This window comes from Comamonas brasiliensis (genome assembly GCF_018292285.1).
In the GTDB taxonomy this organism is placed as follows: domain Bacteria; phylum Pseudomonadota; class Gammaproteobacteria; order Burkholderiales; family Burkholderiaceae_C; genus Comamonas; species Comamonas brasiliensis.
Genome location: NZ_JAANES010000007.1, coordinates 295530 through 321565 on the forward strand (window position 1 = coordinate 295530; position 26036 = coordinate 321565).

Annotated in this window: 25 protein-coding genes; 14 read left to right on the forward strand and 11 right to left on the reverse strand. The window is 63.2% G+C overall.

From position 1 onward, the window contains the following. Positions 1 to 79: 79 nt before the first annotated feature. A complete protein-coding gene (rpsU, locus tag DJFAAGMI_RS23860) occupies positions 80 to 292 on the reverse strand; it encodes a 30S ribosomal protein S21 (RefSeq protein ID WP_003052999.1) in 213 nt (70 codons plus the stop codon). Positions 293 to 771: 479 nt separating this feature from the next. On the opposite strand from rpsU, the gene DJFAAGMI_RS23865 reads away from it, so the two are divergent. Beyond that, positions 772 to 1821: a BMP family protein gene (locus tag DJFAAGMI_RS23865; protein WP_249334759.1), complete on the forward strand. Its 1050-nt coding sequence runs from the start codon at positions 772 to 774 to the stop codon at positions 1819 to 1821. A gap of 87 nt (positions 1822 to 1908) precedes the next feature. Here DJFAAGMI_RS23865 and DJFAAGMI_RS23870 read toward each other — a convergent pair whose 3' ends face one another. Further along, positions 1909 to 3183, reverse strand: coding sequence for a BaiN/RdsA family NAD(P)/FAD-dependent oxidoreductase (locus tag DJFAAGMI_RS23870; RefSeq protein ID WP_211459705.1), 1275 nt, complete (start codon positions 3181 to 3183; stop codon positions 1909 to 1911). 193 nt (positions 3184 to 3376) lie between these two features. Between DJFAAGMI_RS23870 and DJFAAGMI_RS23875 the strand changes: the two genes are divergently transcribed. Further along, the gene (locus DJFAAGMI_RS23875; protein ID WP_003053005.1) at positions 3377 to 3856 is read left to right on the forward strand and encodes an acyl-CoA thioesterase; all 480 of its coding nucleotides are present in this window, start codon (positions 3377 to 3379) and stop codon (positions 3854 to 3856) included. Positions 3857 to 3914: 58 nt separating this feature from the next. Here the strand turns inward: DJFAAGMI_RS23875 and cobA are convergent, their stop codons facing one another. The 3 genes from cobA to DJFAAGMI_RS23890 are packed head-to-tail and all read right to left on the reverse strand — an operon-like array spanning position 3915 to position 6734. Further along, complete coding sequence (gene cobA, locus DJFAAGMI_RS23880; protein ID WP_211459707.1) at positions 3915 to 4715, reverse strand: uroporphyrinogen-III C-methyltransferase; 801 nt, start codon at positions 4713 to 4715, stop codon at positions 3915 to 3917. Further along, positions 4712 to 5728 (reverse strand): DNA-binding protein YbiB, encoded by a 1017-nt coding sequence (gene ybiB, locus DJFAAGMI_RS23885; protein ID WP_211459709.1) that lies wholly within the window; start codon positions 5726 to 5728, stop codon positions 4712 to 4714. The genes cobA and ybiB overlap by 4 nt, the downstream gene beginning before the upstream one ends. A 58-nt stretch (positions 5729 to 5786) precedes the next feature. Further along, positions 5787 to 6734: a LysR substrate-binding domain-containing protein gene (locus tag DJFAAGMI_RS23890; RefSeq protein ID WP_211459711.1), complete on the reverse strand. Its 948-nt coding sequence runs from the start codon at positions 6732 to 6734 to the stop codon at positions 5787 to 5789. A 131-nt stretch (positions 6735 to 6865) separates the two neighbouring features. On the opposite strand from DJFAAGMI_RS23890, the gene DJFAAGMI_RS23895 reads away from it, so the two are divergent. From DJFAAGMI_RS23895 to tsaD, 7 genes are all read left to right on the forward strand, one after another. Further along, positions 6866 to 7915, forward strand: coding sequence for a zinc-dependent alcohol dehydrogenase (locus tag DJFAAGMI_RS23895; RefSeq protein WP_249334761.1), 1050 nt, complete (start codon positions 6866 to 6868; stop codon positions 7913 to 7915). Beyond that, entirely contained in the window at positions 7912 to 8631 is a 720-nt protein-coding gene (locus tag DJFAAGMI_RS23900; protein WP_211459715.1) for a hypothetical protein, read from the forward strand. Before DJFAAGMI_RS23895 ends, DJFAAGMI_RS23900 begins: the two co-directional genes overlap by 4 nt. A 50-nt stretch (positions 8632 to 8681) precedes the next feature. Next, positions 8682 to 9650, forward strand: coding sequence for a Bug family tripartite tricarboxylate transporter substrate binding protein (locus DJFAAGMI_RS23905; RefSeq protein ID WP_211459762.1), 969 nt, complete (start codon positions 8682 to 8684; stop codon positions 9648 to 9650). A 133-nt stretch (positions 9651 to 9783) separates the two neighbouring features. After that, positions 9784 to 10830 carry a porin gene (locus DJFAAGMI_RS23910; RefSeq protein ID WP_211459717.1) on the forward strand — a complete coding sequence of 349 codons (1047 nt, stop codon included), beginning with the start codon at positions 9784 to 9786 and terminating at the stop codon, positions 10828 to 10830. 165 nt (positions 10831 to 10995) lie between these two features. Beyond that, positions 10996 to 11706, forward strand: a complete 711-nt coding sequence (locus DJFAAGMI_RS23915) for a DUF937 domain-containing protein (RefSeq protein WP_211459719.1) — start codon at positions 10996 to 10998, stop codon at positions 11704 to 11706. A gap of 154 nt (positions 11707 to 11860) precedes the next feature. Further along, a complete protein-coding gene (locus DJFAAGMI_RS23920) occupies positions 11861 to 12316 on the forward strand; it encodes a CBS domain-containing protein (RefSeq protein ID WP_003079039.1) in 456 nt (151 codons plus the stop codon). Between the two features lie 86 nt (positions 12317 to 12402). Continuing rightward, on the forward strand, positions 12403 to 13443 hold the full coding sequence (gene tsaD, locus DJFAAGMI_RS23925; protein WP_211459721.1) for a tRNA (adenosine(37)-N6)-threonylcarbamoyltransferase complex transferase subunit TsaD: 1041 nt from the start codon (positions 12403 to 12405) through the stop codon (positions 13441 to 13443). Positions 13444 to 13499: 56 nt separating this feature from the next. Here tsaD and wrbA read toward each other — a convergent pair whose 3' ends face one another. Both wrbA and DJFAAGMI_RS23935 read right to left on the reverse strand, forming a co-directional pair. Continuing rightward, complete coding sequence (gene wrbA / locus DJFAAGMI_RS23930; RefSeq protein WP_211459728.1) at positions 13500 to 14102, reverse strand: NAD(P)H:quinone oxidoreductase; 603 nt, start codon at positions 14100 to 14102, stop codon at positions 13500 to 13502. Positions 14103 to 14376: 274 nt separating this feature from the next. After that, on the reverse strand, positions 14377 to 14760 hold the full coding sequence (locus DJFAAGMI_RS23935) for an Hsp20/alpha crystallin family protein (protein ID WP_211459730.1): 384 nt from the start codon (positions 14758 to 14760) through the stop codon (positions 14377 to 14379). A 91-nt stretch (positions 14761 to 14851) separates the two neighbouring features. On the opposite strand from DJFAAGMI_RS23935, the gene DJFAAGMI_RS23940 reads away from it, so the two are divergent. Together DJFAAGMI_RS23940 and DJFAAGMI_RS23945 are read left to right on the forward strand one after the other, a co-directional pair. Next, a complete protein-coding gene (locus DJFAAGMI_RS23940; RefSeq protein ID WP_211459732.1) occupies positions 14852 to 16144 on the forward strand; it encodes a branched-chain amino acid ABC transporter substrate-binding protein in 1293 nt (430 codons plus the stop codon). An 890-nt stretch (positions 16145 to 17034) separates the two neighbouring features. Beyond that, entirely contained in the window at positions 17035 to 17607 is a 573-nt protein-coding gene (locus DJFAAGMI_RS23945; RefSeq protein ID WP_211459733.1) for a fimbrial protein, read from the forward strand. Between the two features lie 541 nt (positions 17608 to 18148). Here the strand turns inward: DJFAAGMI_RS23945 and mltB are convergent. From mltB to DJFAAGMI_RS23965, 4 genes are all read right to left on the reverse strand, one after another. Further along, positions 18149 to 19291, reverse strand: coding sequence for a lytic murein transglycosylase B (mltB, locus tag DJFAAGMI_RS23950; RefSeq protein ID WP_211459734.1), 1143 nt, complete (start codon positions 19289 to 19291; stop codon positions 18149 to 18151). A 4-nt stretch (positions 19292 to 19295) separates the two neighbouring features. Beyond that, on the reverse strand, positions 19296 to 21407 hold the full coding sequence (locus DJFAAGMI_RS23955; RefSeq protein WP_211459735.1) for a transglutaminase TgpA family protein: 2112 nt from the start codon (positions 21405 to 21407) through the stop codon (positions 19296 to 19298). Positions 21408 to 21489: 82 nt separating this feature from the next. After that, positions 21490 to 22551: a DUF58 domain-containing protein gene (locus tag DJFAAGMI_RS23960; RefSeq protein ID WP_211459736.1), complete on the reverse strand. Its 1062-nt coding sequence runs from the start codon at positions 22549 to 22551 to the stop codon at positions 21490 to 21492. A 31-nt stretch (positions 22552 to 22582) separates the two neighbouring features. Next, the gene (locus tag DJFAAGMI_RS23965; protein ID WP_211459737.1) at positions 22583 to 23503 is read right to left on the reverse strand and encodes an AAA family ATPase; all 921 of its coding nucleotides are present in this window, start codon (positions 23501 to 23503) and stop codon (positions 22583 to 22585) included. A gap of 36 nt (positions 23504 to 23539) precedes the next feature. On the opposite strand from DJFAAGMI_RS23965, the gene DJFAAGMI_RS23970 reads away from it, so the two are divergent. The 3 genes from DJFAAGMI_RS23970 to DJFAAGMI_RS23980 form a co-directional block, all read left to right on the forward strand. Beyond that, on the forward strand, positions 23540 to 24499 hold the full coding sequence (locus tag DJFAAGMI_RS23970) for a histone deacetylase family protein (RefSeq protein ID WP_043004825.1): 960 nt from the start codon (positions 23540 to 23542) through the stop codon (positions 24497 to 24499). Positions 24500 to 24520: 21 nt separating this feature from the next. Continuing rightward, a complete protein-coding gene (locus DJFAAGMI_RS23975; RefSeq protein ID WP_211459738.1) occupies positions 24521 to 25297 on the forward strand; it encodes an enoyl-CoA hydratase in 777 nt (258 codons plus the stop codon). A 386-nt stretch (positions 25298 to 25683) separates the two neighbouring features. Then, the coding region (locus tag DJFAAGMI_RS23980; protein WP_211459740.1) for an electron transfer flavoprotein subunit beta/FixA family protein at positions 25684 to 26036 on the forward strand (353 nt) is incomplete at its 3' end.

Sequence of the window (26036 nt, forward strand, 5' to 3'; positions counted from 1 at the left end):
CAGAAAACAAAAAACCCGCGCCTGGCGTCCCGAGCGCGGGTTTGCGGCTGTTTTAAGGCCGACTGGTCCTAATCAACGATTAGTACAGCTTCTTAGGCAGTTGCATGCTGCGAACGCGCTTGTAGTGACGCTTCACGGCAGCAGCCTTCTTGCGCTTGCGCTCGGCTGTGGGCTTTTCGTAGAACTCGCGAGCACGCAGATCGGTCAGCAGACCCAGCTTTTCGATGGTGCGCTTGAAGCGGCGCAGGGCAACTTCATAGGGCTCGTTTTCTTTGACGCGGATGGTAGTCATTTAATTTCCAGATATATCTGTGCTGACAGAGGGTTCTCGGGAAGATCGGGCCTGAGAGCCGTGTACAGCGGTTTCCCCGCCACTTTTTAACTAGTATGGCCGACGGGGTAATGCCAGCAAAGTCGAGCATTATAGACCAAGACTTGGGCCGCGTCTGCATAGTGCAGCCAAGCCGTCCCGCGCTGGCCGCGATGACAGGGCTTTGCCGCAGCAGGCTGGCGTTGCCAAAGCCCCGGTCCAGGCACCGCCATTGTGCGCTTGCGACTGTCTTCATGCCTTTGCTGCGCGCAAGGTGCAGGCCCTGGCCGGGCTGCCCCAGGCCCATGCCGGTGTCGCCGGGCTCTGGGGTTTGTGTGGAGCATCTTGTGCACGGAAATTGCATACAGTTTAAGAGCTCTGTTTCTTGACTCAAGTCAGGAAGCGAGTGACCTGGTGCCTGTGCGCACCGCTGTCTTTTCCGTGTCCAAGGAGCTTTCATCTTGTCCAGCGCTTCTCATTCCTCATCGGTTTCGCGTCGTCAATGGATGGCTTCGGCCATCGCCGTCCCCGGCCTGCTGGCGCTGACGGCCTGTGCCGGCAAGGCCCAGGCTCCGGGCGCTGCTGCGGCCGGCAATTCTCTGGTGGTGGGCGGTCTGTTTGCGGGCTCGCGCAGTGACAAGGGCTTTATGGAGGCCGGCTGGCGCGGTCTGGAAAAAGCGCGCCAGGAGCTGGGCGTGCAGACCCGTTTTCTCGACGGCATGGCGCCCAGGAAGGAGTTGCTGGAGCCGGCTCTCGCGCAGCTCGCGGGGCAGGGCGCGCAACTGGTGATTGCCCATGGCGGGCAGAACAATCAGGCCGCAGCCGAAGTTGCGGCGCGTTTTCCCAGGACCCAGTTCGTCGTGACCCAGGGCGCGGTGCAGGGGAGCAATCTTTGCAGCTATGACGTGCTGCAGGAAGAGTCGGCCTATCTGGCCGGCGTGCTGGCGGCGCTGACCACCAAAACCGGTGTGGTCGGTCATATGTCGGGCATTCGCGTGCCCCCGGGGCTCAAGGGGCGTGCCGCCTATGCGGCCGGCGTGCGCGATACCGATCCCAGGGTCAAGCTGCTGACGAACTTCTCTGGCGATCAGGACGACAACGCCTTGTCGCACCGCATCGCCAGGGCCCAGATGGCAGCCGGTGCCGATGTGATCTTCACCATGCTCAACTCCGGCCGCGATGGCGTGACCCAGGCCTGCCGCGAGGCGGGCACGCGCCAGATCGGCAATGTGATCGACTGGACCACGATGGACCCGCAGGTGTTCGTCGCTTCCGCCTGGGCCGATGTGGGCATTGGCGCGTTCTTGGCCGTCAAGGACATGCAGGAGCGCGGTGCGCCTGGCCCGGGCATTCGCAAGATCGGACTGAGCGATCCGGCTGCCGTGCGCCTGACCATGGGCCAGGCAGTGGCGCCCGCTGTACGCGAGCGCGTGGCCAGGGCGTCCGCAGCCATCTCCTCGGGGCAGCTCAAGGTTCCCGAGCACTATGAAGGCCCGGAGTTTGCGGCCTGAGCGCATGGTGGGCCCTGGGGCTGCCAGCAAAAAAGGATGGTTCGGCGATCCTTTTTTGATGGCGGCCGCCGCTCCGATTTCAGTGGCTCAAGCCTGGACCGACTGCTTTTCCGCCATGGCCTGGGCGCAGGCAGCGGCACTGGCCCAGGCCCACTGGAAGTTGTAGCCGCCCAGCCAGCCCGTGATGTCCACCACCTCGCCGATAAAGTACAGGCCCGGGCGGCTCTTGCACTCCATGGTTTGCTGGGACAGCACCTTGGTATCCACGCCGCCCAGCGTGACCTCGGCTTTTTTGTAGCCTTCGGTGCCCGTGGGGGTGATTTCCCAGCGCGACAGCTGTTCCGCCAGTCTGGCCAGGGCCTTGTCGCCGGCCTCGTTGATGGGGCGCTGCAGCTCGGGCATGCGGCTGACCCAGGCATCGGCCAGGCGCGCTGGCAGGTGGGCGGCCAGCTCGTTGGCTACCAGCTTGCGTGAGTGAAGCTTGGCCTGGGCCAGCACCTCGGCCAGATCCACGCCAGGCAGCAGATTGATCTGCAGCGGGGTGCCGGGCTTCCAGTAGCTGGAGATTTGCAGCACCGCAGGACCGGAGAGGCCGCGATGGGTAAACAGCAAATCCTCGTGGAAGCTCATGCGCTCCTTTTTGCTGCCGGTGCTGATTTCCACGGGCAGGGCCAGGCCGGCCAGGCCTGCGTAGGGTTGCCAGCCTTCGCCGTCGAAGGTCATGGGCACCAGGCCGGGCGTGCGCTCGATCAGCGGCAGGTCGAACTGCTGGGCCAGCCGGTAGCCGAAGTCGGTGGCGCCTATCTTGGGAATGCTCAGGCCGCCGGTGGCAATGACCAGGTTGGCAGCCTGTACCAGGCCACGATCGGTTTCAATCTGATAGCTGCAATCGCTTTCTGTGTCTGGGTTTTCCGGTGAAAACACGACTTTCTTGACCTGGCAAGGCTGCCAGCGCTGCACGCCGCCCGCTGTGCACTCGGCCAGCAGCATGGCGATGATGTCCTCGGCCGAATGGTCGGCAAACAGCTGGCCTTTGTGCTTTTCGTGATGGGCAATGCCGTGTCTGTCCATCAACGTGATGAAGTCGGCAGGTGTGAAGCGCGACAGGGCAGAACGGCAGAACTGGGGGTTCTGCCCCACAAAATGCTTGTGCGGCGCACGCACGTCCAGATCGCGGTTGGTGAAGTTGCAGCGTCCGCCGCCCGAGATGCGGATTTTCTCGGCCACCTTGGGCGCATGATCGATCAGCAGCACCTTCAGGCCGTGCTGGCCGGCCTGAGCCGCGCAGAACAGGCCGGCGGCACCGGCGCCGATGATGATGGCGTCAAAAATCTGGAAGGGGACCTGTGGGGTGGAGGACACGGCGGGCAGGGCGCTGAAGCACGAACAACAAAGCCGGTCATTGTCCCAGATGGCCGGTCACTGGGGTTTGAGGGGCTGACAAAGTCCCGAAATGCGCGGATCGTGATGCCTGTGCAGTCGCCAGCCCGTTGTCCTGTTGGGATATGCGGCAAGCCTCTGCATGTGCCATGGATCACTTCTAGAATCGCGCCCCATGAATACACCATCCCACCAGCTGAGCATGACCGTGCTCATGTCGCCCGACATGGCCAACTTCTCCGGCAATGTGCACGGCGGCGCCATCTTGAAACTGCTGGATCAGGTTGCCTATGCCTGCGCCAGCCGATATGCGGGCCGCTATGTCGTGACGCTGAGCGTGGATCAGGTGATGTTTCTGCAGCCCATCCATGTGGGCGAACTGGTGACTTTTTTGGCCAGCGTGAACCACACCGGCAAGTCGTCCATGGAAATCGGCATCAAGGTGATTGCCGAGGAGATTCGCAGCCAGGTGGTGCGCCACGTGAACAGCTGCTTCTTCACCATGGTGGCTGTGGACGATGACAAGAAGCCTGCCCCCGTGCCCCCGCTGCAGCTCGAAACCGACGAGGAAAAGCGCCGCTGGGACGCCGCCATCGTTCGCAAGGAACTGCGCAAGGAGCTGGCCGAGCGCTTCGCCGAGACGCGTACTCCCTGAGTCGGGGCGGCGCTTGCCGCCCGCCCGGGCTGCGGGACAGCCCGGAGATGGTCCTGGATCAGGCTGCCGCTGACTGCGGCAAGGCCTGGGGCTGGTTCTGCCAGGCAGCAATACCCTGGACCACATCGCCGACGACGATGATGCTGGGGCTGCCCAGCTGATGGTCAGCAATGCTCTGCGGCAAATCCTTCAGAAAGGTCAGCGCATGGCGCTGCTGCGGCAGGCTGGCATGCTGGATCACTGCCACGGGCGTGCTGCCGGGCAGACCGCTGAGCAGCTCGCTGCTGATGCGCTCGACGCTGCTCACGCCCATATAGATCACCAGCGTCAGCTTGGCTGCATGGGCCGTGGCGGCAATCTGGCGCCAGTCAGGGCCGCTGTCGCCGGGCTTGGCATGACCGGTCATGAAAAGCACGCCATGTGCGCGGTCGCGGTGGGTCAGCGGGGCGCCCAGGCTGGTCAGGCCCGCGAGACCGGAGGTGATGCCGTTGATGACCTCCACCTCGATGCCGGCCTGACGCAGATGTTCGACCTCTTCGCCGCCACGGCCAAAGATGAAGGGGTCGCCGCCCTTGAGGCGCACCACGCGCTCGCCGTCCTGCACGGCGGCAATCATGAGCTTCTCGATAAATGCCTGGGGAGTGCTCTTGCAGCCGCCACGCTTGCCCACATAGACGACGCGGGCGCTGGGCGAGGCGTGGCTCATCACACCGTCGCTGACCAGATCGTCGACAAACAGCACGCTGGCTGCGGCAATGGCCTTGGCGGCCTTGATGGTCAGCAGCTCGGGGTCGCCGGGGCCGGCGCCCACCAGGGTGCACGAGCCGCGCTGATCGGGGTTGTTGGAAATGGCAGTCATTGTGGGGTCTCAGTCGGGCTGCGGTTATAGGCTTGCAGTGCGGCGCGGCTGGCGGCCGCGTCGGCATCGGTGGCCTGCATGGCCTGGTGCAGGGCTTGTATCTGTTCCAGCTGCTGTGCGATGGGGGCCGGCACAGCAAGCCGGCCGCTCAATATGCCCAGTGTCAGCCGGGCTGTCTGCTCGGCATTCAGATCTTGTTCCGGGGCACTGATCTCGGTGCCGGATGCGAGCTGGCTGCTGTGCAGGGAAGAACGCTCAAAGCAGATTTCTCCGGCAATCACACCCGTGCTCACGGGTTCGCGGTGGGGGGCGGCCACGGCCTCGCCTTCCGTGCCGCGCACCAGCAGCGCACTGGTTGCGCGCAGGGCCAGCGTCTGGAGCATGGGCTGGGCATAGGCCGGGTGGGTATAGCTGGCCAGCACCAGCCCGGACTGCGCGGTGCTGTTGCCATGGATGGGGTCCAGCAGTTTGACGATGCTGTGCGCGGGGTTGCGCAGGCCCATCTGGCGGCGAATCTGCAGCAGCCGATCCAGCGGTGCCAGCAGGTGACGGGTCTGCATCCAGACCTTGTCGCCAGGCTCCAGAGCGACGGGGCGCTCGATGGCCGTCCAGCCCAGTTGCTGCCATACCTCGGCCGTGCCCAGGCGCTTGTCCTCGGTATGGCTGCCGTGCACCAGCACCGGCAGGCCTTGTTGCGCCAGCAGACCTGCCAGCAGCGGCGTGAGATTGGCCAGCTTGCGCGAGCCGTTGTAGCTGGGGATGACGACCACGGGCAGGGCTTTGTGAGCCTGCGGCCACACGGGCAGACGTTGCTGGGTGGCGTCGAGAAAGCCTGCCAGCTCTTCGGCGCTTTCGCCCTTGAAACGCATGGCAATGCAAAAGCCGCCCAGTTCCAGATCGCTGACCTTGCCGTCCAGCACCTGCCCCATCAGATCGCAGGCCTGGGCCCGCGAAAGAGAGCGCGCGCCCTTGGTGCCGCGACCGATTTCCTTGATGTAGTGGCTGATGCTCATGATTACCGTAATTGTCGCTATAAAAACCATGAGTTGTCAGACGATTTGGTTATATAAATCAAACCGGCTGTGATCGAGAAGCCGTCGCTCCCTGTTGCGCCAGCTGTGCAGCCAGGGCCTGCAACTGGGATTGCGCGAGCTGGGCGACAAGGTCCAGCATGGGGTTGCTCCTGAGCGCTTCGGCAGACGCCAGGACGGCGAGCCGGCTGACCTGGCGCGAAGCCCGAAGCGGCCGGAACACGATCTGCTCGCGGTGGAACATGGCGAAGGATGCCGGCACGATGGCCACGCCCAGACCGCAGGCCACGAGTGCCAGCACATTCACCAGCTGACCGGCCTCGTGGCGTATCAGCGGGGTGAAGCCGGCCTCGGCGCACAGCGCGACCGTGCGGTCGAAGTAGTCGGTGTCCTGATAGCGGGTGAAGCCCACAAAGGGCTGATGCACGGCAGCCTGAAGATCCAGCATTCCGCTGCCTCCGGCCAGAGGGTGTGAGGCCGGAACAGCCAGGCAATAGGGGTCGTCAATGCTGGCCAGTTCCAGCTCGTCGGCCTCCTTGTGCCCGGGGCGGGCAAAGCCGAGTTCCAGTTCGCCCTGGCGCAAGGCCCGTTGTTGCTGCGAGGAAATCATTTCGCGGGCTTCGATCTGCACCTCACAGCCGGCCTGTGCCACGGCCCGCAGCAGGCCGGGCAGCAGTGACTGCATGGCCGAGGGAACCAGCCCCAGGCGCAGCACGGTCTGGCTGCTGCGCTCTCGTTCGCGCGCTCGCAAGGGCGCTTGCTCGGCACGCGCCAATATGACGCGCGCATCTTCCAGCAGTGACTCGCCCGCAGCGGTGAGCTGCATGCCGCGCGGCAGGCGGGTGAAGAGCTGCGTGCCGACCTCATCTTCGAGTTGCTTGAGCTGCTGTGACAGCGGCGGCTGGGCGATGAATAGCTTGCGGGCGGCCCTGCTGACGTTGCCCTGCTCTGCAACCGCCACGAAGTAGCGCAGATGTCTCAGTTCCATGCCTGAATCAATCCATATTTTAAAAGTATGATTTTTATATCAAATCAGTGTTGGACATATGAATGAAGGGCGGCAACACTGCCGATCCTGTTCGTTTTGAGATGCATGTCCACGCATGCATTGCCTGTCTCATGCAAGCCTTGCAAAAAACCGAGTCCGCCAAGGGACTGAAGCTCAACGAGGTCGACATGCCGTCGCCTGCCGCAGGCGAGGTGCTGCTGCGGGTTCATTCCACAGGTGTTTGTGGCACGGATCTGCATATCGATGCCTGGACGGCGAGCTATCACTTTTTGCAGGCCGCGCTGCCGGTGACCGTGGGCCACGAGTTCAGTGGCGAGATCGTGGCCAGGGGCGAGGGGGCCGAGCATCTGCCCCTGGGCCAGTTGGTGGCCGTGCGACCTTCGGTCACCTGCGGCAGCTGCCCCAGTTGCAGTGCCAGAGACTTCGATGCCTGCACCACCCGCCGCGGCATCGGTGTCATGCGCCATGGCGGCTTTGCCGAGTATGTGGCCGTGCCCCTGCGCAATTGCGTGGCGATTCCGCATGGCGTGGACCCTGAGGTTGCCGCATTGGCCGAGCCGCTGTCGGTGAGCTTCGAAGCCGTGCGCACGGGCAATGTCCAGCCCGGCGATCGCGTGCTGATCCTGGGGCCCGGCAATATCGGCCAGGGCATTGCGCTGTTTGCGCGTGCCGCAGGGGCGGCCCAGGTGGTGGTTGCCGGCCATGGCGATGCCGCGCGGCTGGAGGTCCTGCGCTCCATGGGGTTCGAGGATTTGCTGGACTTCGAGGGCCAGGACATCGACGAAGCCCTTGCCGCGTATACGCAGCAAGCTCTCTTTGATGTGGTGATCGAAGCCACCGGGGCGGCGGCCGTGCTGGCGCCGGCCTTGCGTGCGCTCAAGACCCACGGAGTGCTGGTGATTGCCGGCATTCATTCAGCTCCCGTGCCGCTTGACCTGACGGCCCTGGTACGACGTCATCAGCAGCTGCGCGGCTCCTATCGCACGCCGGAGCGCTGCTGGCTGGAGGTCGTTGAATTCATGCAAACCCATCAGGATCAGCTGCGCCTCATGATCACCCATCGCGTGCCGCTTGCGCAGGCCGGGCAGGGGTTTGAGCTGGCGCGGGCACGGCTGGCGAGCAAGGTGCTGATTCAGCCCGGGGCGGGCCTGACATCATGAGCACCGCCTTTCTGGCCTTGTGGAACGATATCGACCGGCCCGAGGCTCGCGCAGAATACGAGGCTTGGCATGCTTTCGAGCATGTTCCAGAGCGCGTGGGCTTGCCGGGCTTTGTCTACGGTCATCGCTATGTCGGCGCTTCCGGATATTTCACGCTCTACGGTCTGGAGTCGCTGGCGGCCCTGGACTCGGCCGAGTATGCGGATGTGATCGCCAATCCCACGCCCTGGTCGGCACGCATGAGGCCGCGCCTGAGTGCTTTCATGCGCAGGCCCTGCATGTTGCAGGTCCAGGCAGGAGCATCCAGCGGTGCGGCGCTGACTACGCTCAAGGCCGTCACCACAGATGTACAGGCCTGGGCCGCACAGGCAGCCCGCTGGGCTGAACAGGCGGTACAGCAGGGACGTCTGCTGCGGGTCATGGCGGGTGCGGTGCCGGTCGAGCGCTCCTTGCACTACCCCGTTGGCGGCGAGCGCATTGCCGAGCAGGCCCGGGGGGAAGTCACGGTGGTCATGCTGGCCGAGCATCTCGACGGACCGGCATGCACCCAAGGTGCCCAATGGTGGGCCGACCAAATGCAGGCGCATCACCTCGAAACGCCTGCACAGCAGGCTTTTGGCCTGCAAACCCGGGTGTACCGTTCGCAGCTGGCCCTGCCCGCCAGCGGACGCCTGCCACCGATGATGGAACTGATGGCTGGATACGCCGATTGTTGATCCGAGACTGAGACCGAGATTCTGGAGACATAAAGATGACAAAAAAATCGATGCCCGTGCGCCGGGCGGCCCTGCTGCTGTGCGCCGCTGCCTGCCTGCCCTTGGTGGCTCAGGCCCAGGGTAAGGCTGACTGGCCCACCCGCCCCATACGTCTGATCGTCGGCTATGCCAGCGGCTCTTCGCCCGATGTGCAGGCCCGCCTGCTGGCCGAGCCCCTGACCAAGGCCCTGGGGCAGCCCGTGGTGGTGGAGAACAAAGGGGGGGCCAGCGGCAATATCGGCGCTGACGCCGTGGCCAAAGCAGGCGACGGCCACACCATAGGCGTCATCGGCAACGGCCCGCTGACCAGCTCCAAGTTTCTCTACAGCAAGCTGCCCTACGATCCGATCAAGGATCTCGCACCGCTGGCCATGATCGGATCGGCACCTCTGGTGCTGGTGGCTCCCAAGTCCATGGCCGCGAATGCGGGGGGGTATTTCAAGGCGCTCAAGACCGGGACCCAGGGCAACTACGGCTCGGTGGGCACGGGGTCCGGCGGCCACCTGGGCGTGGAGCTGATCAAGGAGGCCATGGGGCTGAATCTGCAGCATGTGCCCTATAACGGCGGCCCGGCGGTGGTCAACGCCTTGATGGGCGACCAGGTACAGATGGCCTTGCTGCCGGCCTCCACGGTCATGCCGCTGGTCCAGTCCGGCAAGCTGGCCGCCCTTGCCGTGAGTTCCAGCAAGCGCAGCCCCCTGGCGCCCGGCGTTCCGGCCATGCCCGAGATCGGTGCCGGCAATGTGGACATCGAAGTCTGGAATGCGGTCATGGCACCGGCTTCCATGCCCGCCGAGCATCGCGCCAAGCTGGCTGCGGCCCTGGAAAAGATTCTTCATGCTCCCGATATCCGCAGCAAGCTGCTGGCCCAGGGCTGGCGCATCGACGACACCAGCGCCGCCTCGCTGGCCAGGCGCATCGAAAACGATGCACGCATCTACGGCAGCCTGATCACGCAAAAGAACATCCGCCTCGAATGAGCGCGGCCGGCGCCATCTGAGGCGCCGGACTTCCACACGGCATCCCCGCAACTGCGGCGGATGCCGCTGTCAGCGGCTCGACAGCGGCAGGACTCTGCCGCGAGCCCCATCCATTACTAAAAAGAGAGACTTCATGACATCCTTGCAATCGGGAGGCTTGGCCGTGGCCGCTGCCTTCATCTCCACATGCTCGCTGGCCCAGGCTCAGACCGCTGCGCCCGCCACATCCCAGGTCACGCTGTATGGCGTGGTGGACATGGCTGCCGAGTCGGTGTCCACCGGCGCGGGCCGCACCCTGCGTGCGGAAAGCGGTGTCCTGGCGGGCTCGCGCTGGGGCGTTCGCGGGACCGAGGATCTGGGCGGCGGCCTGCGTGCGCTGTACGTGATGGAGGCCGGACTGAATGCCGATACCGGTGAGCGCGCTCAGGGAGGGCTCGCCTTCGGTCGACAGATCTTCGTCGGCATGGGCGGCGACTGGGGTCAGCTGACGGTGGGGCGCCACTACACCACGTTTCACACCTCGCTGGCTTCCTATGCCCTGACGGGCCTGATCTGGGGCAACGCCGCCAACTATTTCCGTGACGGCACGGTGCTGCGCGCCGACAACTCGCTACGCTTTCAGTCGGCTTCCATGGCAGGACTGGTGGTGCGGGGCATGTACTCGTTCGGGGAGAACGCCGGCACCAATGTGGGGCGCCAGTTCGGCGGCTCGCTGGACTACACGAGCGGCCCCTGGAGCCTGGGTGCTTCGCTGTGGGAGCGTCGCACCACGGCCCAGAACACCGACCGCTATCGCTTGCTGGGCGGCTCCTATGACTTCAAGGTGGCTCGGGCGGCCTTGCTGTTTTCCACCCGGGAGGATGATCTGCCGGATGCCGCCAGCAAGCGCGGACGCTTCTTTGAAGCCAGCATGACCATACCGGTCAGCACGGCAGGGCAGGTGCTGCTGTCCTATGGGCAGTTCCAGGGGCGTGCGCGCGCCAACAGCGATGCCCGAGCCCTGAGCGTGCGCTACGACCATGCGCTGTCCAGGCGCACCAAGCTGTATGCGGGTGTCTCCGCGATTCGCAACGAGGCAGACGCAGCATTCACCATCAACAGCGCCAGCAATGCCGGGCCTTCGGTTCCCAAGGGCAGCAAGCCGCGCTCGCTGCTGGTCGGCATCTCGCACTCCTTCTGAGCCAGGCCGTCACCAGACGCTGCGGCCTGTAGCAAACCCTGCCCAGGACGCTGGCCGCCTCAATGGTCTATAGCCCGGGAGGGGCTTGCGCAGTGAATGAACATTGATCACATTTCGGGACACAGGGCGCGCGTACCATGTGCGCTGTTTTTGAGGAGTGTTGAAATGACCGCTAACGCATCTTTGACCGACGAACTCATGGGCCAGCTGCAGGGTGCTCCCATGCAGGGCCTGGCCCAGCAGCTGGGCATCGACTCCGTGCAGGCCGAGCAGGCCGTGGGCGTGGCGCTGCCCATGCTGTTTGGTGCGCTGGGCCAGAATACGGCTGAGCCTCAGGGCGCCGCAGATCTGTTCGGTGCGCTGCAGCGCGATCACAGCAGTGCCAATGGGGCGATGGATATGGGCGGTCTGCTGGGTGGGCTCGGTGGCCTGCTCGGCGGCGCGGGCGGTGGCGCCGGTGCGGCTGGCGGCCTGGGTGGGCTGGGCAGCATTCTGGGCTCGGTGCTGGGAGGCGGCTCCGGCGCCGGCAACTCGCAGCTGGATGCGGGTGCCATCCTGGGCAATATCTTTGGCGGTCAGCAGCAGCAGGCCGAGTCCCGGCTGGGCCAGGCCACGGGCCTGGGTGGCAATGCAGGCCAGTTGCTGGCCCTGCTGGCTCCGCTGGTGATGTCCTTCCTGGCCAATCGGGTCCAGTCGCAGGGCATGGGAGCTGGCGACCTGGGCAGTGCTCTGGACCAGGAGCGTGGTCAGATTCAGTCTCAAGGCGGCATGGCGGGAGGCATTCTCGGCAGCCTGCTCGATCAGAATGGCGACGGCAAGCTGGATGCCGGAGATTTGTTCAAGCTGGGCGCGGGTCTGCTGGGCGGTCGGCGCTGAGCCCCGGATTGGGTGACAGTATCAAGGCAGCTTTGGCTGCCTTTTTTGTTTTTGTATACGGGCATAGCCTGATTGCCGCAATGCAGCAGGATTCTCACACTGGTCATGTCGTCATGCGCTTTGCATGACAGGCCGATCCAGAAAGGAGAACCAGATGACGACCGTCGCCGAAATTCTGCGCGCCAAGGGCAACAGCACTATCTACAGCGTTTCTCCCTCCGACACCATGCTGGCTGCGCTGCAGCTCATGGCGGAAAAAAGCATTGGCGCGCTGCTGGTGCTGGAAGGTGGCGAGATCGCCGGTATCGTGACCGAGCGCGACTACGCGCGCAAGATCGCGCTGCAGGGCCGAAGCTCGGCCAGCACGCGCGTGGACGAGGTCATGACGCGCAAGGTGCATTGCGTGCTTCCACGCCAGACCAGCGAGGAGTGCATGTCGCTGATGACCAGCAATCGCATGCGCCATCTGCCCGTGATCAGCGAGACCCGCGAGCTGCAGGGGCTGATTTCGATTGGCGACATCGTCAAGGAAATCATCTCGGCCCAGCAGTTCACGATCCACCAGCTGGAGCACTATATTTCCGGGACACCAAATGTGAATCAGCCCTAGGCTGCTATGAATTGAATAGTGAAGGCGGGCAGGGCTAATGTCCGCCTTTCCTGCATCTGGAGGGCGCAAGTTCTACACTCGCGGCCATGAGTTTGCTGATCCTGGGAATCGAATCCTCTTGTGATGAAACCGGTGTGGCCCTGGTGCGCACGCCGGACGGCCAAGGTGTGCCCACCTTGCTGAGCCACGCGCTGCACAGCCAGATTGAAATGCACCGCGCGTATGGCGGCGTGGTGCCCGAGCTGGCCAGCCGTGACCATATTCGCCGCGTGTTGCCGCTGACCGAGAAGGTGCTGGCCGAATCCGGGGAGCAACTCGACAATGTCGATGTGATTGCCTTTACGCGCGGCCCAGGCCTTGCCGGCGCTTTGCTGGTCGGCTCCGGTGCAGCCTGCGCCATGGCGGCCGCGCTGGACAAGCCCGTGCTGGGCGTGCACCACCTCGAAGGCCATCTGCTCTCGCCCTTTCTCAGTGCCGACCCGCCGGAGTTCCCGTTCGTGGCCTTGCTGGTCTCGGGTGGTCATACCCAGCTCATGCGTGTGGACGGCGTGGGCGAATATGAAATCCTGGGTGAAACCATCGACGACGCGGCGGGCGAGGCTTTCGACAAATCAGCCAAGCTCATGGGCTTGCCCTATCCGGGCGGTCCCGTGCTCTCGAAGCTGGCGGAGAGCGGCGATCCCCAAGCCTTCAAGCTGCCTCGTCCCTTGCTGCATTCGGGAGATCTGGACTTCTCGTTCGCCGGTCTCAAGACGGCCGTGCTGACCCAGGCCAAAAAGCTGGGTGACGAGCTCGAAGCGCGCAAGGCCGATCTGGCCGCCAGCACGCAGGCCGCGATTGTGGACGTGCTGGTCAAGAAAACCATGGCAGCACTCAAGCAGACCGGCATGAAGCGCGTGGTGGTGGCGGGAGGTGTGGGAGCCAACAGGCAGTTGCGCGAGCAGCTCAATGAAGCCTGCGCCAAGCACAAGATCCGCGTGCACTACCCCGAGCTGCATTTGTGCACCGACAACGGCGCCATGATTGCCATGGCTGCCGCCATGCGCATACAGGCGGGACGCGAGCAGGCACTGCATGAATATGCGTTTGATGTGAAGCCACGCTGGCCGCTGGATTCGCTCAGGTGAGTCCGTACAGCAAAAAAAGCAGCCCGGGTGGCTGCTTTTTTCATGGCTGCCTGCGCTTATCCGGCAAGCTTCACGGCCAGTTTTGCCACGTTCTGCCCCTGGTAGCGGGCAATGCTCAGCTCGTCGGGATGCGGCTGGCGCGAACCGTCGGCGCCCGCAATCGTCGACGCCCCATAGGGCGAATTGCCGCCCTTGACCGCGCTCAGATTGGTCTGTTCGGGCAGCGGATAGCCCAGCGGCACGATGATCATGCCGTGATGGGCCAGCGTCGCCCAGGTGGTCGTAGTCGTCATTTCCTGGCCGCCGCCGGTGCCGGTCGAGGTGAAGACGCTGCCGATCTTGTTGATCAAGGCACCCTTGACCCAGAGACCGCCGGTCTGGTCGAGAAAGCTGCGCATCTGGCCCGGCATATTGCCAAAGCGCGTGGGCACGCCAAACAGGATGGCATCGTAGTTGGCCAGCTCGGCTGGGGTGGCGACCTCTGCGGCCTGATTGGCCTTGCCGCCTGCGTTCTTGAAGACATCCTCGGGCATGGTCTCGGGCACGCGCTTGATGGTGACCTCGGCACCGCTGACGCTGCGCGCGCCTTCGGCCACGGCCTGAGCCATGGTTTCGATATGACCGTACATGGAATAGTAGAGAACCAGCACTTTTGCCATGGGTGAATTCCTCAAACGGGTTGGAAAGCGGTGCGGCAGTGGCGCATCCGACTGAACCCACAGTGTAGGAATCGAAGATGGCAGCGCGACATGCGCCGGCAGCCGGCGCCTGTAGGCCAAGGCGCCGAATCGGCTCACCTCCCGGAATCGGCCATGCCGTTGACACGAAAAAAGCCCGCAACGCCTTGGCATTGCGGGCTTGTGCTTTCCGGTCGGCCCCGCTAAGAGGAGATGGAAGAAAGGATGAGGCAGACCGGTAGGCGAAAAGCAGCGCTTATTCGATGCTCAGCGTCACGGCCTTGCTCTGGGGCTCAAGCTTGGCCAGGGTCAGCGTGAGCACTCCATGCTCGAGTTTGGCCTTGCTGTTGGCAGCATCGATTTCATGGCCCAGATCCCAGGTGTATCTGACCTGGCGGGCAGCGCTTTCCACGCTTTCAAGCTTGGCGACAGAGCCTTCCAGCGAGAGTTTGAGCTGCTCGCGTGCCAGGCCTGGCACATCCAGGGTCAGCGTGGTGAACTTGTCATCGCGGCTGACCTGAACCTGGCGTTGTACGGGGCTTGCAGCGCCCAGGGTTTCCTGCAGAAAACGCTGCAGGGCCAAGTCGGCGGCGCGAGGGGATGCAAAGGTATTACGGCTCATCACAGGGGCGAAGAACATGGTGTTTAACTCCTTTAAACTGCGCGGCTTGCGTTGTTGCCGCTTGACTCATAGGTAGGTGGTGGCAAGCGCATTTCAAGAGGTTTTTCTGATGAATAAATTACGCCGTGATGCCTTGAAATACCTGCAGTTGCCACTACTATGCGCGCCGTTCGGCTTTGCTGGCGCTGTGGCGGCGGCAGCCAGGGCCGGGTTCGCGCAGCCTGTCAAGCTGGCATTGGTGGAGAGCCTTTCGGGGCCGTTTGCGAACACGGGCGAGGCCGTGTTCCGCAACCTGCTGTGGGCGACCGAGCGGGTGAACGCGCGTGGTGGTGTGCGCTTGGCCGACGGTCTGCATGAACTGGTGATAGAGCGCTATGACAGCAAAGGCCAGAATGAAGAGGCGCTGTCGGCGCTGCGCTCAGCCATAGACAATGGTGCGCGCATCATCATGCAGGGCAATTCATCGGCCACGGCGGCAGCGCTTCTCGACGCCATCGACAAGCACAACAGCCGCGACCCTTCGCGCCGCGTGCTGTATCTGAACTACTCGGCCGTGGACCCGGCGCTGACCAACGAGCGCTGCAGCTTCTGGCATTTCCGTTTTGATGCCCATGCCGATATGCGCATGGCTGCGTTGATGGAGGTCATCAGGGACGACAAGGCCGTGCACAGCGCCTATCTGATCGGGCAGGACTACAGCTTTGGCCAGGCCGTGCTGCGCGAGGCCAGGCGCCAGCTTGCCGTGCAGCGCCCCGATGTGCGCATCGTGGGCGACGAGCTGCACCCTGTGGGCCGCGTCAAGGACTTTGCGCCTTATGCGGTCAAGATCAAGCAAAGCGGTGCCCAGGCCGTGATCACCGGCAACTGGGGCAACGATCTGATGCTGCTTGTCAAGGCTGCGCGCGAGGCCGGCTACGAAGGGCGTTTCTACACCTTCTACGGCAATGCCCTGGGCGCCCCGGCGGCCTTGGGTGATGCCGGTGTGGGCAAGGTGCTGGCCGTGGCCGACTGGCTGCCCAATGTGCCTACGGCCGAGAGTCGGGCCTTCTATCAGACCTTCCGCCAGCGCTTTCCCAGGCCTCAGGACGACTATGTGCATATGCGCATGCAGCTCATGATCGAGGCTCTGGCACAGAGCCTAGAAAAAGCGGGCAGCACGGACACCGTCGCCGTGGCCCACGCCATGGAGCATGCCAGGGTGCAGATGGCGGGCCGTTCGGGCAGCATGCGGGCGGCAGACCACCAGTTTCAGCAGTCTCTGGTGGTGGGCATGATGGAAAAACAAGGCAGTGCCGGCGTGGACTTCGATGTGGAAGGCTCGGGCTACGGCTTCAAGGTCGTGCGCGAGATTGCGGCGGCCAGGGCCGAAATGCCAGGCCAGTGCCAGATGAAGCGCTTCTGAATCGTTGGAATGCTACTGAATAGGTAGCTGCTGACGTATGCTGGCAAAGCGATTGAATCCAATTTGATTCAATTTTCATGGCTCAGGCGGACTGCCTGATCAGTTTGGCCTGACGCACCTCGCGCCTTCGTTGGTCATCGACAGCGCATTCGGCACTGGGTGACGAAGCGCAAGCCCTCGTTGTTCGCGATGTACTTCGTGGGGGCGGCGCTGCCGTTTTTTCAGCCCGATCAATGCCTGTGAACGCTCATGGCTGTCGACGGCAGCGCGCATCTTCCCCTTCTGTGCAGGGATTGATTTGGCGGCATCGGAGTTGCCGGATTCCCGCCCTTGGCGCGTGTGTTGATGGCCTGTGATTGGCGAAGCAGTCTGCGACCAAATCCATGACATCGATGGTGCTGTTGAACAGCTCCCTGCGAGCGCCGCCGCCAAAGCCGGTCTTTGCACGGTTCTTGCACATCTCTCAATCGGAGCCTGCGTCTGTGAAGAGCCCTGTGCGGCGAACGGATTTCATATGTCGCACAACGGTGAAGCTCATTGACTTGCTTCAAGTGCGCGAGCTGCTTGGCAAAGGCGGCGCAAGTCTGTCAGCCTGCAGGGCTCTTCTTGCGCTGCACAAGATGCATCGGCCCCGTCGGATTGAGTGGGCAAAGTTCGGATTTTTGACTGCGAAAGTCAGCCTGAGATCAGGCGGCTATCTATTTCTCATCCCATTTTGATAACACTCAAGAAGCTTGTTGCAACTAATTACATCTGGCATGGGAGCGTGTTCATATTGGGGCCTTGATGCATGTTCATCTTGACGAGTGTGCTGTTTAGGGCGGCGCACATGAGTGACCGGGGGCGAGGTGATCCGTCTTCACCGATGCCTCTTTTAGGAGTTCTGACAAATGAAGAAATTTCTCCTTCGCAGTGCCATTGTTTCCATCCTCGGGCTGACGGTGGCAGTCCAGGTACAAGCCAGATCCTTTGGCGCTGCGGGTCTTATTAATTTCATGGGTTCGGTCACCACCGATTCATGCGTTCTGCGCGATAACAATGCAGTGCGAACCAGCGGCGGCATGACTTACAGCATGGGGTCAGTTTCTGTCCATGCATTGGGCACGGAAGCTGCTCCCACGACATCCGCCGGTGGCAGCATCACGGCCTTGCCGGTCGACATGAATATGCAGCTGGAATGTCTGGAAGGCGTGGCGGTCGAGCTGACGTTGACTCCTGCCATCGCCTCGGGCAAGGGCATTGGCTTGACCGGTGGCGTCCAAAACGTACAGATCATGCTGATGAATGGTTCGGAGCCTGTCGATTTCTCGGGAGGCAGCCAGACGATCAATGCGTCCATGACCCGCGGCAAAGCCAATATCCACATGAAAGCCTACTACACGCTGGTGGCAGGCCGCGCGGCGTCCAATGTGAGGGCCGGTACTGCCAACGGCACGGTCGGCTACATGATGAGCTATCACTAGATGCGGCCTGCTCCCTTTATGGCAGCCCATGATGCAGGCCCTGAAAGGGAGCTTGAACACATGCAAGCCGACAGCGTCAATCTTCCGGCTTTTGCGTCTGGTGTGCGTTGCTCGCTGTTGACTACAGGCGGCCATTGAGTTGCCAGAGATTTTTGAGTCCCGGGATCACGAGTGTGATGGCATCGGCCGTTCCGGGAGCCTGACTTTTATGATTCCCGACGAGGCCAAGGCCGCAGCCAGCGTTTGCGCAACCCTGTCCCGCGGATGCTGACCTGTATTGCAAGCCCTCGACCGGTCGCCAGCACCGCATCACCCGGGCATCCTGGTCCTCACCGGGCGGCACTACCGCTCTCGGCGTCTGCATCCGACGATTGCCGCATTTCAATCTACCGGTTCCGGGTCATGCTCTAGCACAGCCATCTGCCTTCGCCAGGGAGCAGCAGCCTGCTCCCTGCCAGAGCAAGCGCTATGAAGGCAGAGGATTGCTTCTGAATTAATAGCTGTAATCGCTTTATGGTAAAGCGATTGATACAGATGCTGCTTAGTTTCGTGTGGCCGCAGCGGTCTGGCTGCTCAGATAGGCATCATGCACCTCACGCCCCAGCTCTATCACCGACAGCGCATAGAACGCCGACCAGTTGTAGCGTGTGATGGCGTAGAAGTTCTCGGTGCCTGCGATGTACTCCGTGGGGCCGGAGCTGCCGTTCTTCAGCTCTATGAGCGCCAGTGGACGCTCATAGCTGTCGGCGCCGAGCACCCGCACTTCGCGTTCTGCCATCTGCGCGGCCGTGAACGTGGGGTTGATATCGGGTGCCAGCAGGGTTGCCAGATTCTCGCCCTGGGCGCGCATTTCCACGGTAAACGCCGTCGGCAGGCCCGGCTTCCAGCCGTGGCTGACGAAGTAGTTGGCGACCGAACCAATGGCGTCGGTGGCGCTGTTGAACAGGTCAATGCGACCGTCACCGTCAAAGTCGACTGCGTATTTGTCCCAGCTGGTGGGCATGAACTGACCCAGGCCCATGGCGCCTGCATAGCTGCCACGTAGGGCAAACGGGTCGCTGCCCGTGCGGCTGGCCGTGACCAGCACCTGCTCGAGCTCGCCACGGAAGTAGTCGCTGCGGGCCTGTGCACGAGGGTGGGCCTGCGGAAAATCCAGTGCCAGCGTCGCCAGCGCATCCATCACGCGAAAGTTGCCCATGTTGCGGCCGTAAATGGTTTCCACGCCGATGATGCCGACGATGATCTCTGCGGGTACGCCGAACTGCTGCTCGGCACGCGCGAGCGCCTGGCGGTTGGCCTGCCAGAATTGCACGCCGGCGCGTATGCGTACCGGGTCGATGAAGCGGCTGCGGTATACCGTCCAGTTCTTCACAAAGGTCTTGCCAGCCGGGGTCATCAGGCGTGTGACCACGGGCAGATTGCGTGCCTCGCTCAGTTGTGCGCGCACCCAGTCGACAGGCAGATCGCGGCGGGCAGCGATTTCGTCGGCCAGCTGCATGGCGTCGCTCCGACCGGCATAGGCCACGGCTGTAGCGGCTGCAGCCGTGACTGCTGCTGCCGGTGCCGCCTTGCGGACGGCCTTTTTGGCCGGTGCGGCGATGGCGCCGGCGGTCAGCAGGCACAGGGCCAGAGTGCTAAGTGTTCTAGTGCTGAAACGGTTGCTCTGATTAGGGTGGATGCTCATGTTTTTAATTCTTGATGGTTTGGGGCCAGCGCTGCTTCAGGATGGATCGCCAGCGCCGGCGCAAGGTCTTCAGTTCGTTGGCTTCGGTGCTGGAGGATGGTGCATAGCGTAGCCTCTCCATGTCCAGCAGCCAGTCGGATAAGGCCGCAGCCAGGGGCGCGGATGCTGATTCCTCGGCCCAGCATTCCTGCACGCGGCGCGAGAGGCTGCGCGCGGAATTGCTGGTGTCACTTGCAATGCCGGCGCGCTGCAGCCGCAGCCTGGCAGTGTGCATGAGCTGAGCCCAGCCATCGCGCTGTGGTCGTGTGGCGCGGGCCCAGATCAGCCATAGCAGCGCCAGAGCGCTCAAGCTGCCCGCCAGCAGGCGCAGCAGATCCGTCCAGCTCGGCGACTCGAAGCCCAGGCTCTGCAACAGATTGAGCTGACGGCTTTGCGTGTAGTTGATCACCCACTGGTTCCAGCGGTTGTTGACGGCCTCCCAGACGGCACGCAGCTTCTCCAGCGTGCCGGTATCGACGAAGTTGCCAACGGCACTGGCAAAGGCACCAGGGGGGGCACTCAGGCGCTGGAACTGGCCGACCCGGCTGGGTGCAACAGCGCCCGTCGGGTCCACACGGACCCAGCCCCGGCCGGCAATCCAGACTTCGGTCCAGGCATGGGCATCGCTGTTACGCACGGTCCAGTAGTTGTCCACGCTGTTGCGGTCGCCACCCTGGTAGCCGGTCACGATGCGCGCGGGGACTCCCATGCCGCGCATGAGTACGGCAAAGGCTGATGCGATGTGTTCACAAAAGCCTTGCTTGCTGTCGAACCAGAAGTCATCGGCGGTGTGGACGCTGTCCACCACGCCGGGCTCCAGTGTGTAGGTGTAGCCGCCGGTTTTCAGGCGTTGCAGGGCTGCTGCAATCAACTGGCCCGTGTCAGCGCTGGCACCTGACTGGGACCGCAACTCGGCCAGCAGCTGCTGGCCCAGGGCCTGTGTGCGCGGGTTGCTGCCGGCCGGCAGCTGCAGATAGCGCCTGAGCTCGGGCGTGAGCTGCAGCGGTCCATGGCTGAAGTCGAGATAGCTTTGGGCATCGACACGCAGCACATCGGTAATCGGGCGCCAGCTCAGCCACTGGAGGCTGGAGCTCATGCGCAGCCTGCCTACCGAGGCGCCGGGCGGAATCAGGGGTTCGGCCCTGGCGACGTCCAGCAGTGTCAGCCAGCGGCGCTTGCTGGGCTCGATCAGCATCTGATAGTGAACGGGCTCACCGCTCACGCGCAACTGAGGCATGGTCATGGCGTCAAGCACAGGGTCGGCCTGCCAGTTGCGGCCATCGAACTGGCTAAGCACGGGGCCGCGAAAGTACAGGGTGCTGGCGGGCGGCTCCTGGCCTCCGGGAGTATCGAATCGGATGCGCAGGGCCACGCTATCGTCCAGAGCCAGCGCGGCGACTTCGCCCACACGCATGTTTTCGGACAGGCCCGAGCGGCCTGCCATATCGTCGGACGGTACGCCCCATAGCGGAGCCATGCGCGGAAAGAACAGAAACAGCGCCACCATCACGGGCGCACCCCAGAGTGCAAGCCAACTCGCGGTGCGCAGTGCCTGCATCAATGGCGGCTTGCCCGCCGTCATATGGGCGTTGACCAGAGCCGTGAGCAGGCCCATCAGTCCCAGGATCATGGCCACGGCGGTGGGCAGGGACTGGGAATAGAAAAAATTGCTGAGCAATACGAAGAAGCCCAGAAAGAACACCACCATGGCATCGCGCCGGGCGCGCAGTTCCAGCGTTTTGAGCGCCAGCAGCATGACGATCAGGGTCACACCGGCATCGCGGCCCACAATGGTCTTGTGCGTGGCCCAGGTGGCTGCAATGGCAACGGCCAGCGTGCCCGCCAGCACCCAGCGGCCGGGTAGGGGGGCGCCCGTCAGTGCCAGGCGTGCTCGCCATAGCAACAGGGCTGCGGCAAAGGTGCAGGTCCACCAGGCGGTGTGCTGGATCTGCGGCAGCATGATCCAGGCGATGACGGCGAGCAGAAACAGGGTGTCTCGTGCATCGCGCGGCAGGGCCGTCAGGCGCTGTCGCCAGCTGCCCTGTATGGGCCGGCCGAAGGTTGCGGTGTTCTTCATCGCCGGGCTCCCTCGGGATGAGGATTGGTCTTGCGGACGGGCAGTGACCACTCGCCGCGGAGAGCGTGGGTGCTGTGTTTTTTCATGGGCAGGCGGCCAATGCCTCGAGGCAGCGCGTGGTGTGCTGTGCACCGCTGGCCGGTGCGATCTCCTGGCCGCCCGGCAGGCGCAGGCCCCAGGTGCGGCCTTGCTGCTGAGCCATCAGCACCCAGGCGGCAAGGCGGGATAGACGCGCCTCATGGTCGGCCAGGCCGGTATGGCGCGCATCAAGCCAGAGCCGGTGATGGTGGGCCATGGGGCGGTCGCGGCTGACCAATTGGTGACCGCCTGCTGCAAAGGACTGAGCCGCTTTCTTCCACACCACCAGCTTGAGCGGGTCGCCATTCTGATAGCTGCGCACGCCATCGAATTCATCACCGCTGCGCACCTGGGCACTGCTGCGGCCGCCGGCTTCGGGACTGGCGGCTGGCAGCGGCGGGGCATGGGTTTCAGGTGCGGGGTAGACCCAGACTTCGGTTTGGGGCCTCCATAGAGCCCAGACGCGAAATGCGCCCAGCGGGTAGCGAGTGAGTATGGAGACGGCGGGCAGCTCCTGCCGGCCGCGGCGCGTGGGCATGAAGCTCAGCTGCACGGCGCTGCTGCCCTGCTCGGGGATATCGACCCAGGTCCAGGCATCAGAGTGATCAGCGCTTTGCCGGGGTTGGTGCAAGGCGAGGCCTATGCCCCAGCGGCGCGAGCGGCGGGCATTGCGCAGACTGATATGCATAGGGCAGGGTGCGTGGGCAAAACAGCCGCCCGATGCGTTGCCTTGCGAACCTGCGCCGCCGAGGCTCAGTTGCAGACCGCGCAGATTGCCATGGCCCACAACCATGCTGGCGGCAGCGCTGCCTGCTAACAGAAACGTGAGCAGATAGCCCAGATTGAGCTGGTAGTTGATGGCTGCTATCAAGAGCACGATCAGCGTGGTCAGCATGGCCCAGCCCGCGCGCGAGGGCAGGATGTAGACATTGCCCTGGGTCAGCGTGAGCTGGTCGCTGCGCGGCAGACGTGCAAACATCCACTCGCGAACCCTGGCGCGGGGAGAGAACCGCTGGAGGATATTGGAAGCTTCTGGCCGTTTGCCCTTTGATGCCGGGCGCTTCATGCTGCGAGATTCATGGCGAAGTCCATCGGCATCAAGACAGCGCAACGGTCTGCATCATGGCGCGCACCTGCTCCACGGCACCACGGCCGGCATGGCCTACGGGAACCAGACGGTGAGCAATTACCTGGGGCAGTATGGCCTGTACATCGTCTGGCGCCACATAGTCGCGGCCTTCCATCAGCGCGATGGTCTTGGCCGCACGCAGCAGCGCAATGCCTGCGCGTGGAGACAGGCCCTGGGCAAACCACTGGCCGTTGCGTGTGGCGGCAATCAGATCCTGTACATAGTCGAGCAGGGCCTCGCTGGCGTGCACGGCCAGTGCCGCAGCCTGCAACTGCTGCAGCTCCTGCTGGGAGATGACGGGCAGCAGCGCATCGGCAGCGGCGCGGCGGCCGTTGCCCGCGAGCAGCTTGCGCTCGGCATCGCGCGAGGGATAGCCCAGGCTGATGCGCATGAGAAATCGGTCCAGCTGGCTTTCCGGCAGTGCAAAGGTGCCCAGTTGCTCCAGCGGGTTCTGGGTGGCAATCACAAAGAAGGGGGCCGGCAGGCTGTGGGTCTTGCCCTCGGTGGTGACCTGGCGTTCCTCCATGGCTTCCAGCAGCGCACTCTGGGTCTTGGGGCTGGCTCGGTTGATTTCATCGGCCAGCAACACCTGGGCAAACACCGGCCCGGGGTGGAACACAAAAGCCTCTTGGCCGCGGTCGTAGATGGAGACGCCCGTGAGGTCGCTGGGCATGAGGTCGGCAGTGAACTGCACACGCGAGAACTGCAGGCCGAAACTGCGTGCCAGCGCATGGGCCAGGGTGGTCTTGCCTACACCGGGAACGTCTTCGATCAGCAAGTGACCGCCTGCCAGCAAACAGGCGACACCGTCTCTGACCTGATCCGGCTTGCCCTCCATCACCGTGTTAAGCTGACTCAAAAGCGCATTAATTGTGTTCTGTGCATGCATGGCAGAAACATATCCTAAATAAGCGATAGCGGAGACATGACTGTGGGCAAGACAGGTTATTTCACCCACCGGGATTGCTGGTTGCACGAGATGGGGCCGGGCCACCCTGAATGCCCGGCGCGGCTGGATGCGATAGAAGACAGGCTGCTGGTCAGTGGCGTGGGCGATGCGCTGGAGCGCTGCAATGTGCCGCTGGCCTCGTTGGCAGAGATTGAGCTGGCGCATGACCCTATGCACATTGCCGCCCTGCAGGGCCTGACAGACAGGCTGGAGCAGGAACTGGCCGCCGGCGGGCCTGAGTACAGGCAGCTCGATACCGATACCTCCATCAACCGCCACACCTTCAAGGCCGCCTTGCGCGCTGCGGGCGCCACACTGGCGGCTACCGATGCCGTGCTGGCCGGAGAACTGGAAAACGCCTTTTGCAGCGTGCGTCCGCCCGGACACCATGCCACGCGCAACCAGGCCATGGGCTTTTGCTTTTTCAACAATGTGGCCGTGGGCGTCAAGTATGCGCTGGAGCGTCACCATCTCAAGCGCGTGGCTGTGATCGACTTTGATGTACATCACGGCAATGGCACGGAAGACATCCTGGCCGGTGATCCGCGTGTGTTGATGTGCGGCATCTTCCAGCACCCGTTCTATCCGTTCAGCGGCGACAAGGATCCGGCCTCCAACATGCTGAACGTGCCTGTGGCCGCATACACCAAGGGCATGGACATTCGCGAAATCATCGAGATGATGTGGATTCCGCGCCTCGAAGCATTCAAGCCCGAGATGATCTTCATCAGTGCCGGCTTTGATGCACACCGCGAAGACGATATGGGTCAGCTTGGCATGACCGAAAACGACTTTGCCTGGATCACCACGCGAATCAAGGACATTGCACGGCGCTTTTCCAAGGGCCGCATTGTTTCCTGCCTTGAAGGCGGTTATGTGATGGACCCGCTGGCGCGCAGCGTGGAGGCGCATCTGCGCGTACTGGCCGATATCTAGTCCGAAAGCAGGGAGACAGCGATGAGCGATTCCTTAGTGCAGCTGAGCCAGGACGAGCGCGGCGTAGCTCGCATCACTTTGAGCGATCCGCAGCGCTTCAACGCCTTGAGCAGCGAAATGCTCGCCGCCCTGCAGCTGGCGCTGGATGCCGTGGCCAGGGATGAGCAGGTGCGTGTGGTGGTGCTGGCTGCCGAGGGCCGGGCCTTCTGCGCAGGGCATAACCTCAAGGATATGGCGAGGCTCACGGAGCTGGCTTACTACCAGCAACTGTTCGCCCAGTGCAGCCGCATGATGCTGTCGATACAGAAGCTGCCGGTGCCAGTCATTGCAAGAGTGCAGGGTATTGCAACGGCTGCAGGCTGCCAACTGGTGGCGCAGTGCGATCTGGCCGTGGCCAGCAGCGATGCCCGCTTCGCCACCAGCGGCATTCAGTACGGCCTGTTCTGCTCCACGCCCAGTGTGCCCCTGGTGCGCAACATGCCCATCAAACAGTCCATGGAGATGCTGCTGACGGGCGAGTTCATCGATGCGCAGACGGCTCTGCACTACGGCCTACTCAATCGTGTGAGCGAGCCCGAGCGGCTCGATGCTGCCGTGGAGGAACTGGTGGGGGCCATTGTGAGCAAGCCTCGTACGGCCATCAGGATGGGCAAGGAGCTGGTCTATCGCCAGCGGGAGATGGGACTGGAGTCGGCCTATCAGCTGGCGGGCCAGACCATGGCTACCAATATGCTGGATGCCGACGCACAGGAAGGCGCCCAGGCTTTTCTCGAGAAGCGCAAGCCTGGCTGGTCTTGAAGCCTATGCCATCGTCCGCCGGGCTGGCTGATCTGTGTGGATGCTGCAGTCGTGCATCTCGGTCTTGTGCTTCAGGCCCGTCCATTTGAACGACGAGGCTGCTTTCAGGCGGTGTTACCGTGAGACTTGTCTGAATGCAGGCACGGCGTTGATGGGCTCAATTCCTAGGTATTACCCTGATTGGGCTCATCTGATACCCATGATTTCGCATGGCTTGTGCATAAAATAGAACGATCGTTCTTTTTGTGCCAGTCCGCCTGCGAAGGTTGCTGCGCAGTTCTCCGGGCAGATTGTCTGGAAAATTGTGCAGAGAGTGTTGCAGTGCCGCATAAAATGAATCCAGTTTACGTAAACGTCAATGCAGTAATCATTAAGGAGCCGCAGCAATGAAGGTATTGGTCCCTGTCAAGCGCGTGGTGGACTACAACGTCAAGGTCCGCGTGAAGTCGGACGGCACGGGTGTGGACATCGCCAACGTCAAGATGAGCATGAACCCCTTTGACGAAATCGCCGTCGAAGAAGCCGTGCGCCTGAAGGAAAAAGGCGTGGTCACCGAAGTCATCGCCGTCTCCTGCGGCGTGGCCCAGTGCCAGGAAACCCTGCGCACGGCCATGGCCATCGGTGCCGATCGCGGCATTCTGGTCGAGACCGATGTCGAGCTGCAGCCCCTGGCCGTGGCCAAGCTGCTCAAGGCACTGGTGGACAAGGAACAACCCGGTCTGGTCATCTGCGGCAAGCA

What these genes read in the sequence shown, in the direction of transcription:
- rpsU (WP_003052999.1), bottom strand. Translation starts at nt 292, where the DNA reads ATGACTACCATCCGCGTCAAAGAAAACGAGCCCTATGAAGTTGCCCTG.
- DJFAAGMI_RS23875 (WP_003053005.1), top strand. Translation starts at nt 3,377, where the DNA reads ATGAATACACCATCCCACCAGCTGAGCATGACCGTGCTCATGTCGCCC.
- cobA (WP_211459707.1), bottom strand. Translation starts at nt 4,715, where the DNA reads ATGACTGCCATTTCCAACAACCCCGATCAGCGCGGCTCGTGCACCCTG.
- ybiB (WP_211459709.1), bottom strand. Translation starts at nt 5,728, where the DNA reads ATGAGCATCAGCCACTACATCAAGGAAATCGGTCGCGGCACCAAGGGC.
- DJFAAGMI_RS23890 (WP_211459711.1), bottom strand. Translation starts at nt 6,734, where the DNA reads ATGGAACTGAGACATCTGCGCTACTTCGTGGCGGTTGCAGAGCAGGGC.
- DJFAAGMI_RS23895 (WP_249334761.1), top strand. Translation starts at nt 6,866, where the DNA reads ATGCAAGCCTTGCAAAAAACCGAGTCCGCCAAGGGACTGAAGCTCAAC.
- DJFAAGMI_RS23900 (WP_211459715.1), top strand. Translation starts at nt 7,912, where the DNA reads ATGAGCACCGCCTTTCTGGCCTTGTGGAACGATATCGACCGGCCCGAG.
- DJFAAGMI_RS23905 (WP_211459762.1), top strand. Translation starts at nt 8,682, where the DNA reads ATGCCCGTGCGCCGGGCGGCCCTGCTGCTGTGCGCCGCTGCCTGCCTG.
- DJFAAGMI_RS23910 (WP_211459717.1), top strand. Translation starts at nt 9,784, where the DNA reads ATGACATCCTTGCAATCGGGAGGCTTGGCCGTGGCCGCTGCCTTCATC.
- DJFAAGMI_RS23915 (WP_211459719.1), top strand. Translation starts at nt 10,996, where the DNA reads ATGACCGCTAACGCATCTTTGACCGACGAACTCATGGGCCAGCTGCAG.
- DJFAAGMI_RS23920 (WP_003079039.1), top strand. Translation starts at nt 11,861, where the DNA reads ATGACGACCGTCGCCGAAATTCTGCGCGCCAAGGGCAACAGCACTATC.
- tsaD (WP_211459721.1), top strand. Translation starts at nt 12,403, where the DNA reads ATGAGTTTGCTGATCCTGGGAATCGAATCCTCTTGTGATGAAACCGGT.
- wrbA (WP_211459728.1), bottom strand. Translation starts at nt 14,102, where the DNA reads ATGGCAAAAGTGCTGGTTCTCTACTATTCCATGTACGGTCATATCGAA.
- DJFAAGMI_RS23935 (WP_211459730.1), bottom strand. Translation starts at nt 14,760, where the DNA reads ATGTTCTTCGCCCCTGTGATGAGCCGTAATACCTTTGCATCCCCTCGC.
- DJFAAGMI_RS23940 (WP_211459732.1), top strand. Translation starts at nt 14,852, where the DNA reads ATGAATAAATTACGCCGTGATGCCTTGAAATACCTGCAGTTGCCACTA.
- DJFAAGMI_RS23945 (WP_211459733.1), top strand. Translation starts at nt 17,035, where the DNA reads ATGAAGAAATTTCTCCTTCGCAGTGCCATTGTTTCCATCCTCGGGCTG.
- mltB (WP_211459734.1), bottom strand. Translation starts at nt 19,291, where the DNA reads ATGAGCATCCACCCTAATCAGAGCAACCGTTTCAGCACTAGAACACTT.
- DJFAAGMI_RS23955 (WP_211459735.1), bottom strand. Translation starts at nt 21,407, where the DNA reads ATGAAGAACACCGCAACCTTCGGCCGGCCCATACAGGGCAGCTGGCGA.
- DJFAAGMI_RS23960 (WP_211459736.1), bottom strand. Translation starts at nt 22,551, where the DNA reads ATGAAGCGCCCGGCATCAAAGGGCAAACGGCCAGAAGCTTCCAATATC.
- DJFAAGMI_RS23965 (WP_211459737.1), bottom strand. Translation starts at nt 23,503, where the DNA reads ATGCATGCACAGAACACAATTAATGCGCTTTTGAGTCAGCTTAACACG.
- DJFAAGMI_RS23970 (WP_043004825.1), top strand. Translation starts at nt 23,540, where the DNA reads ATGACTGTGGGCAAGACAGGTTATTTCACCCACCGGGATTGCTGGTTG.
- DJFAAGMI_RS23975 (WP_211459738.1), top strand. Translation starts at nt 24,521, where the DNA reads ATGAGCGATTCCTTAGTGCAGCTGAGCCAGGACGAGCGCGGCGTAGCT.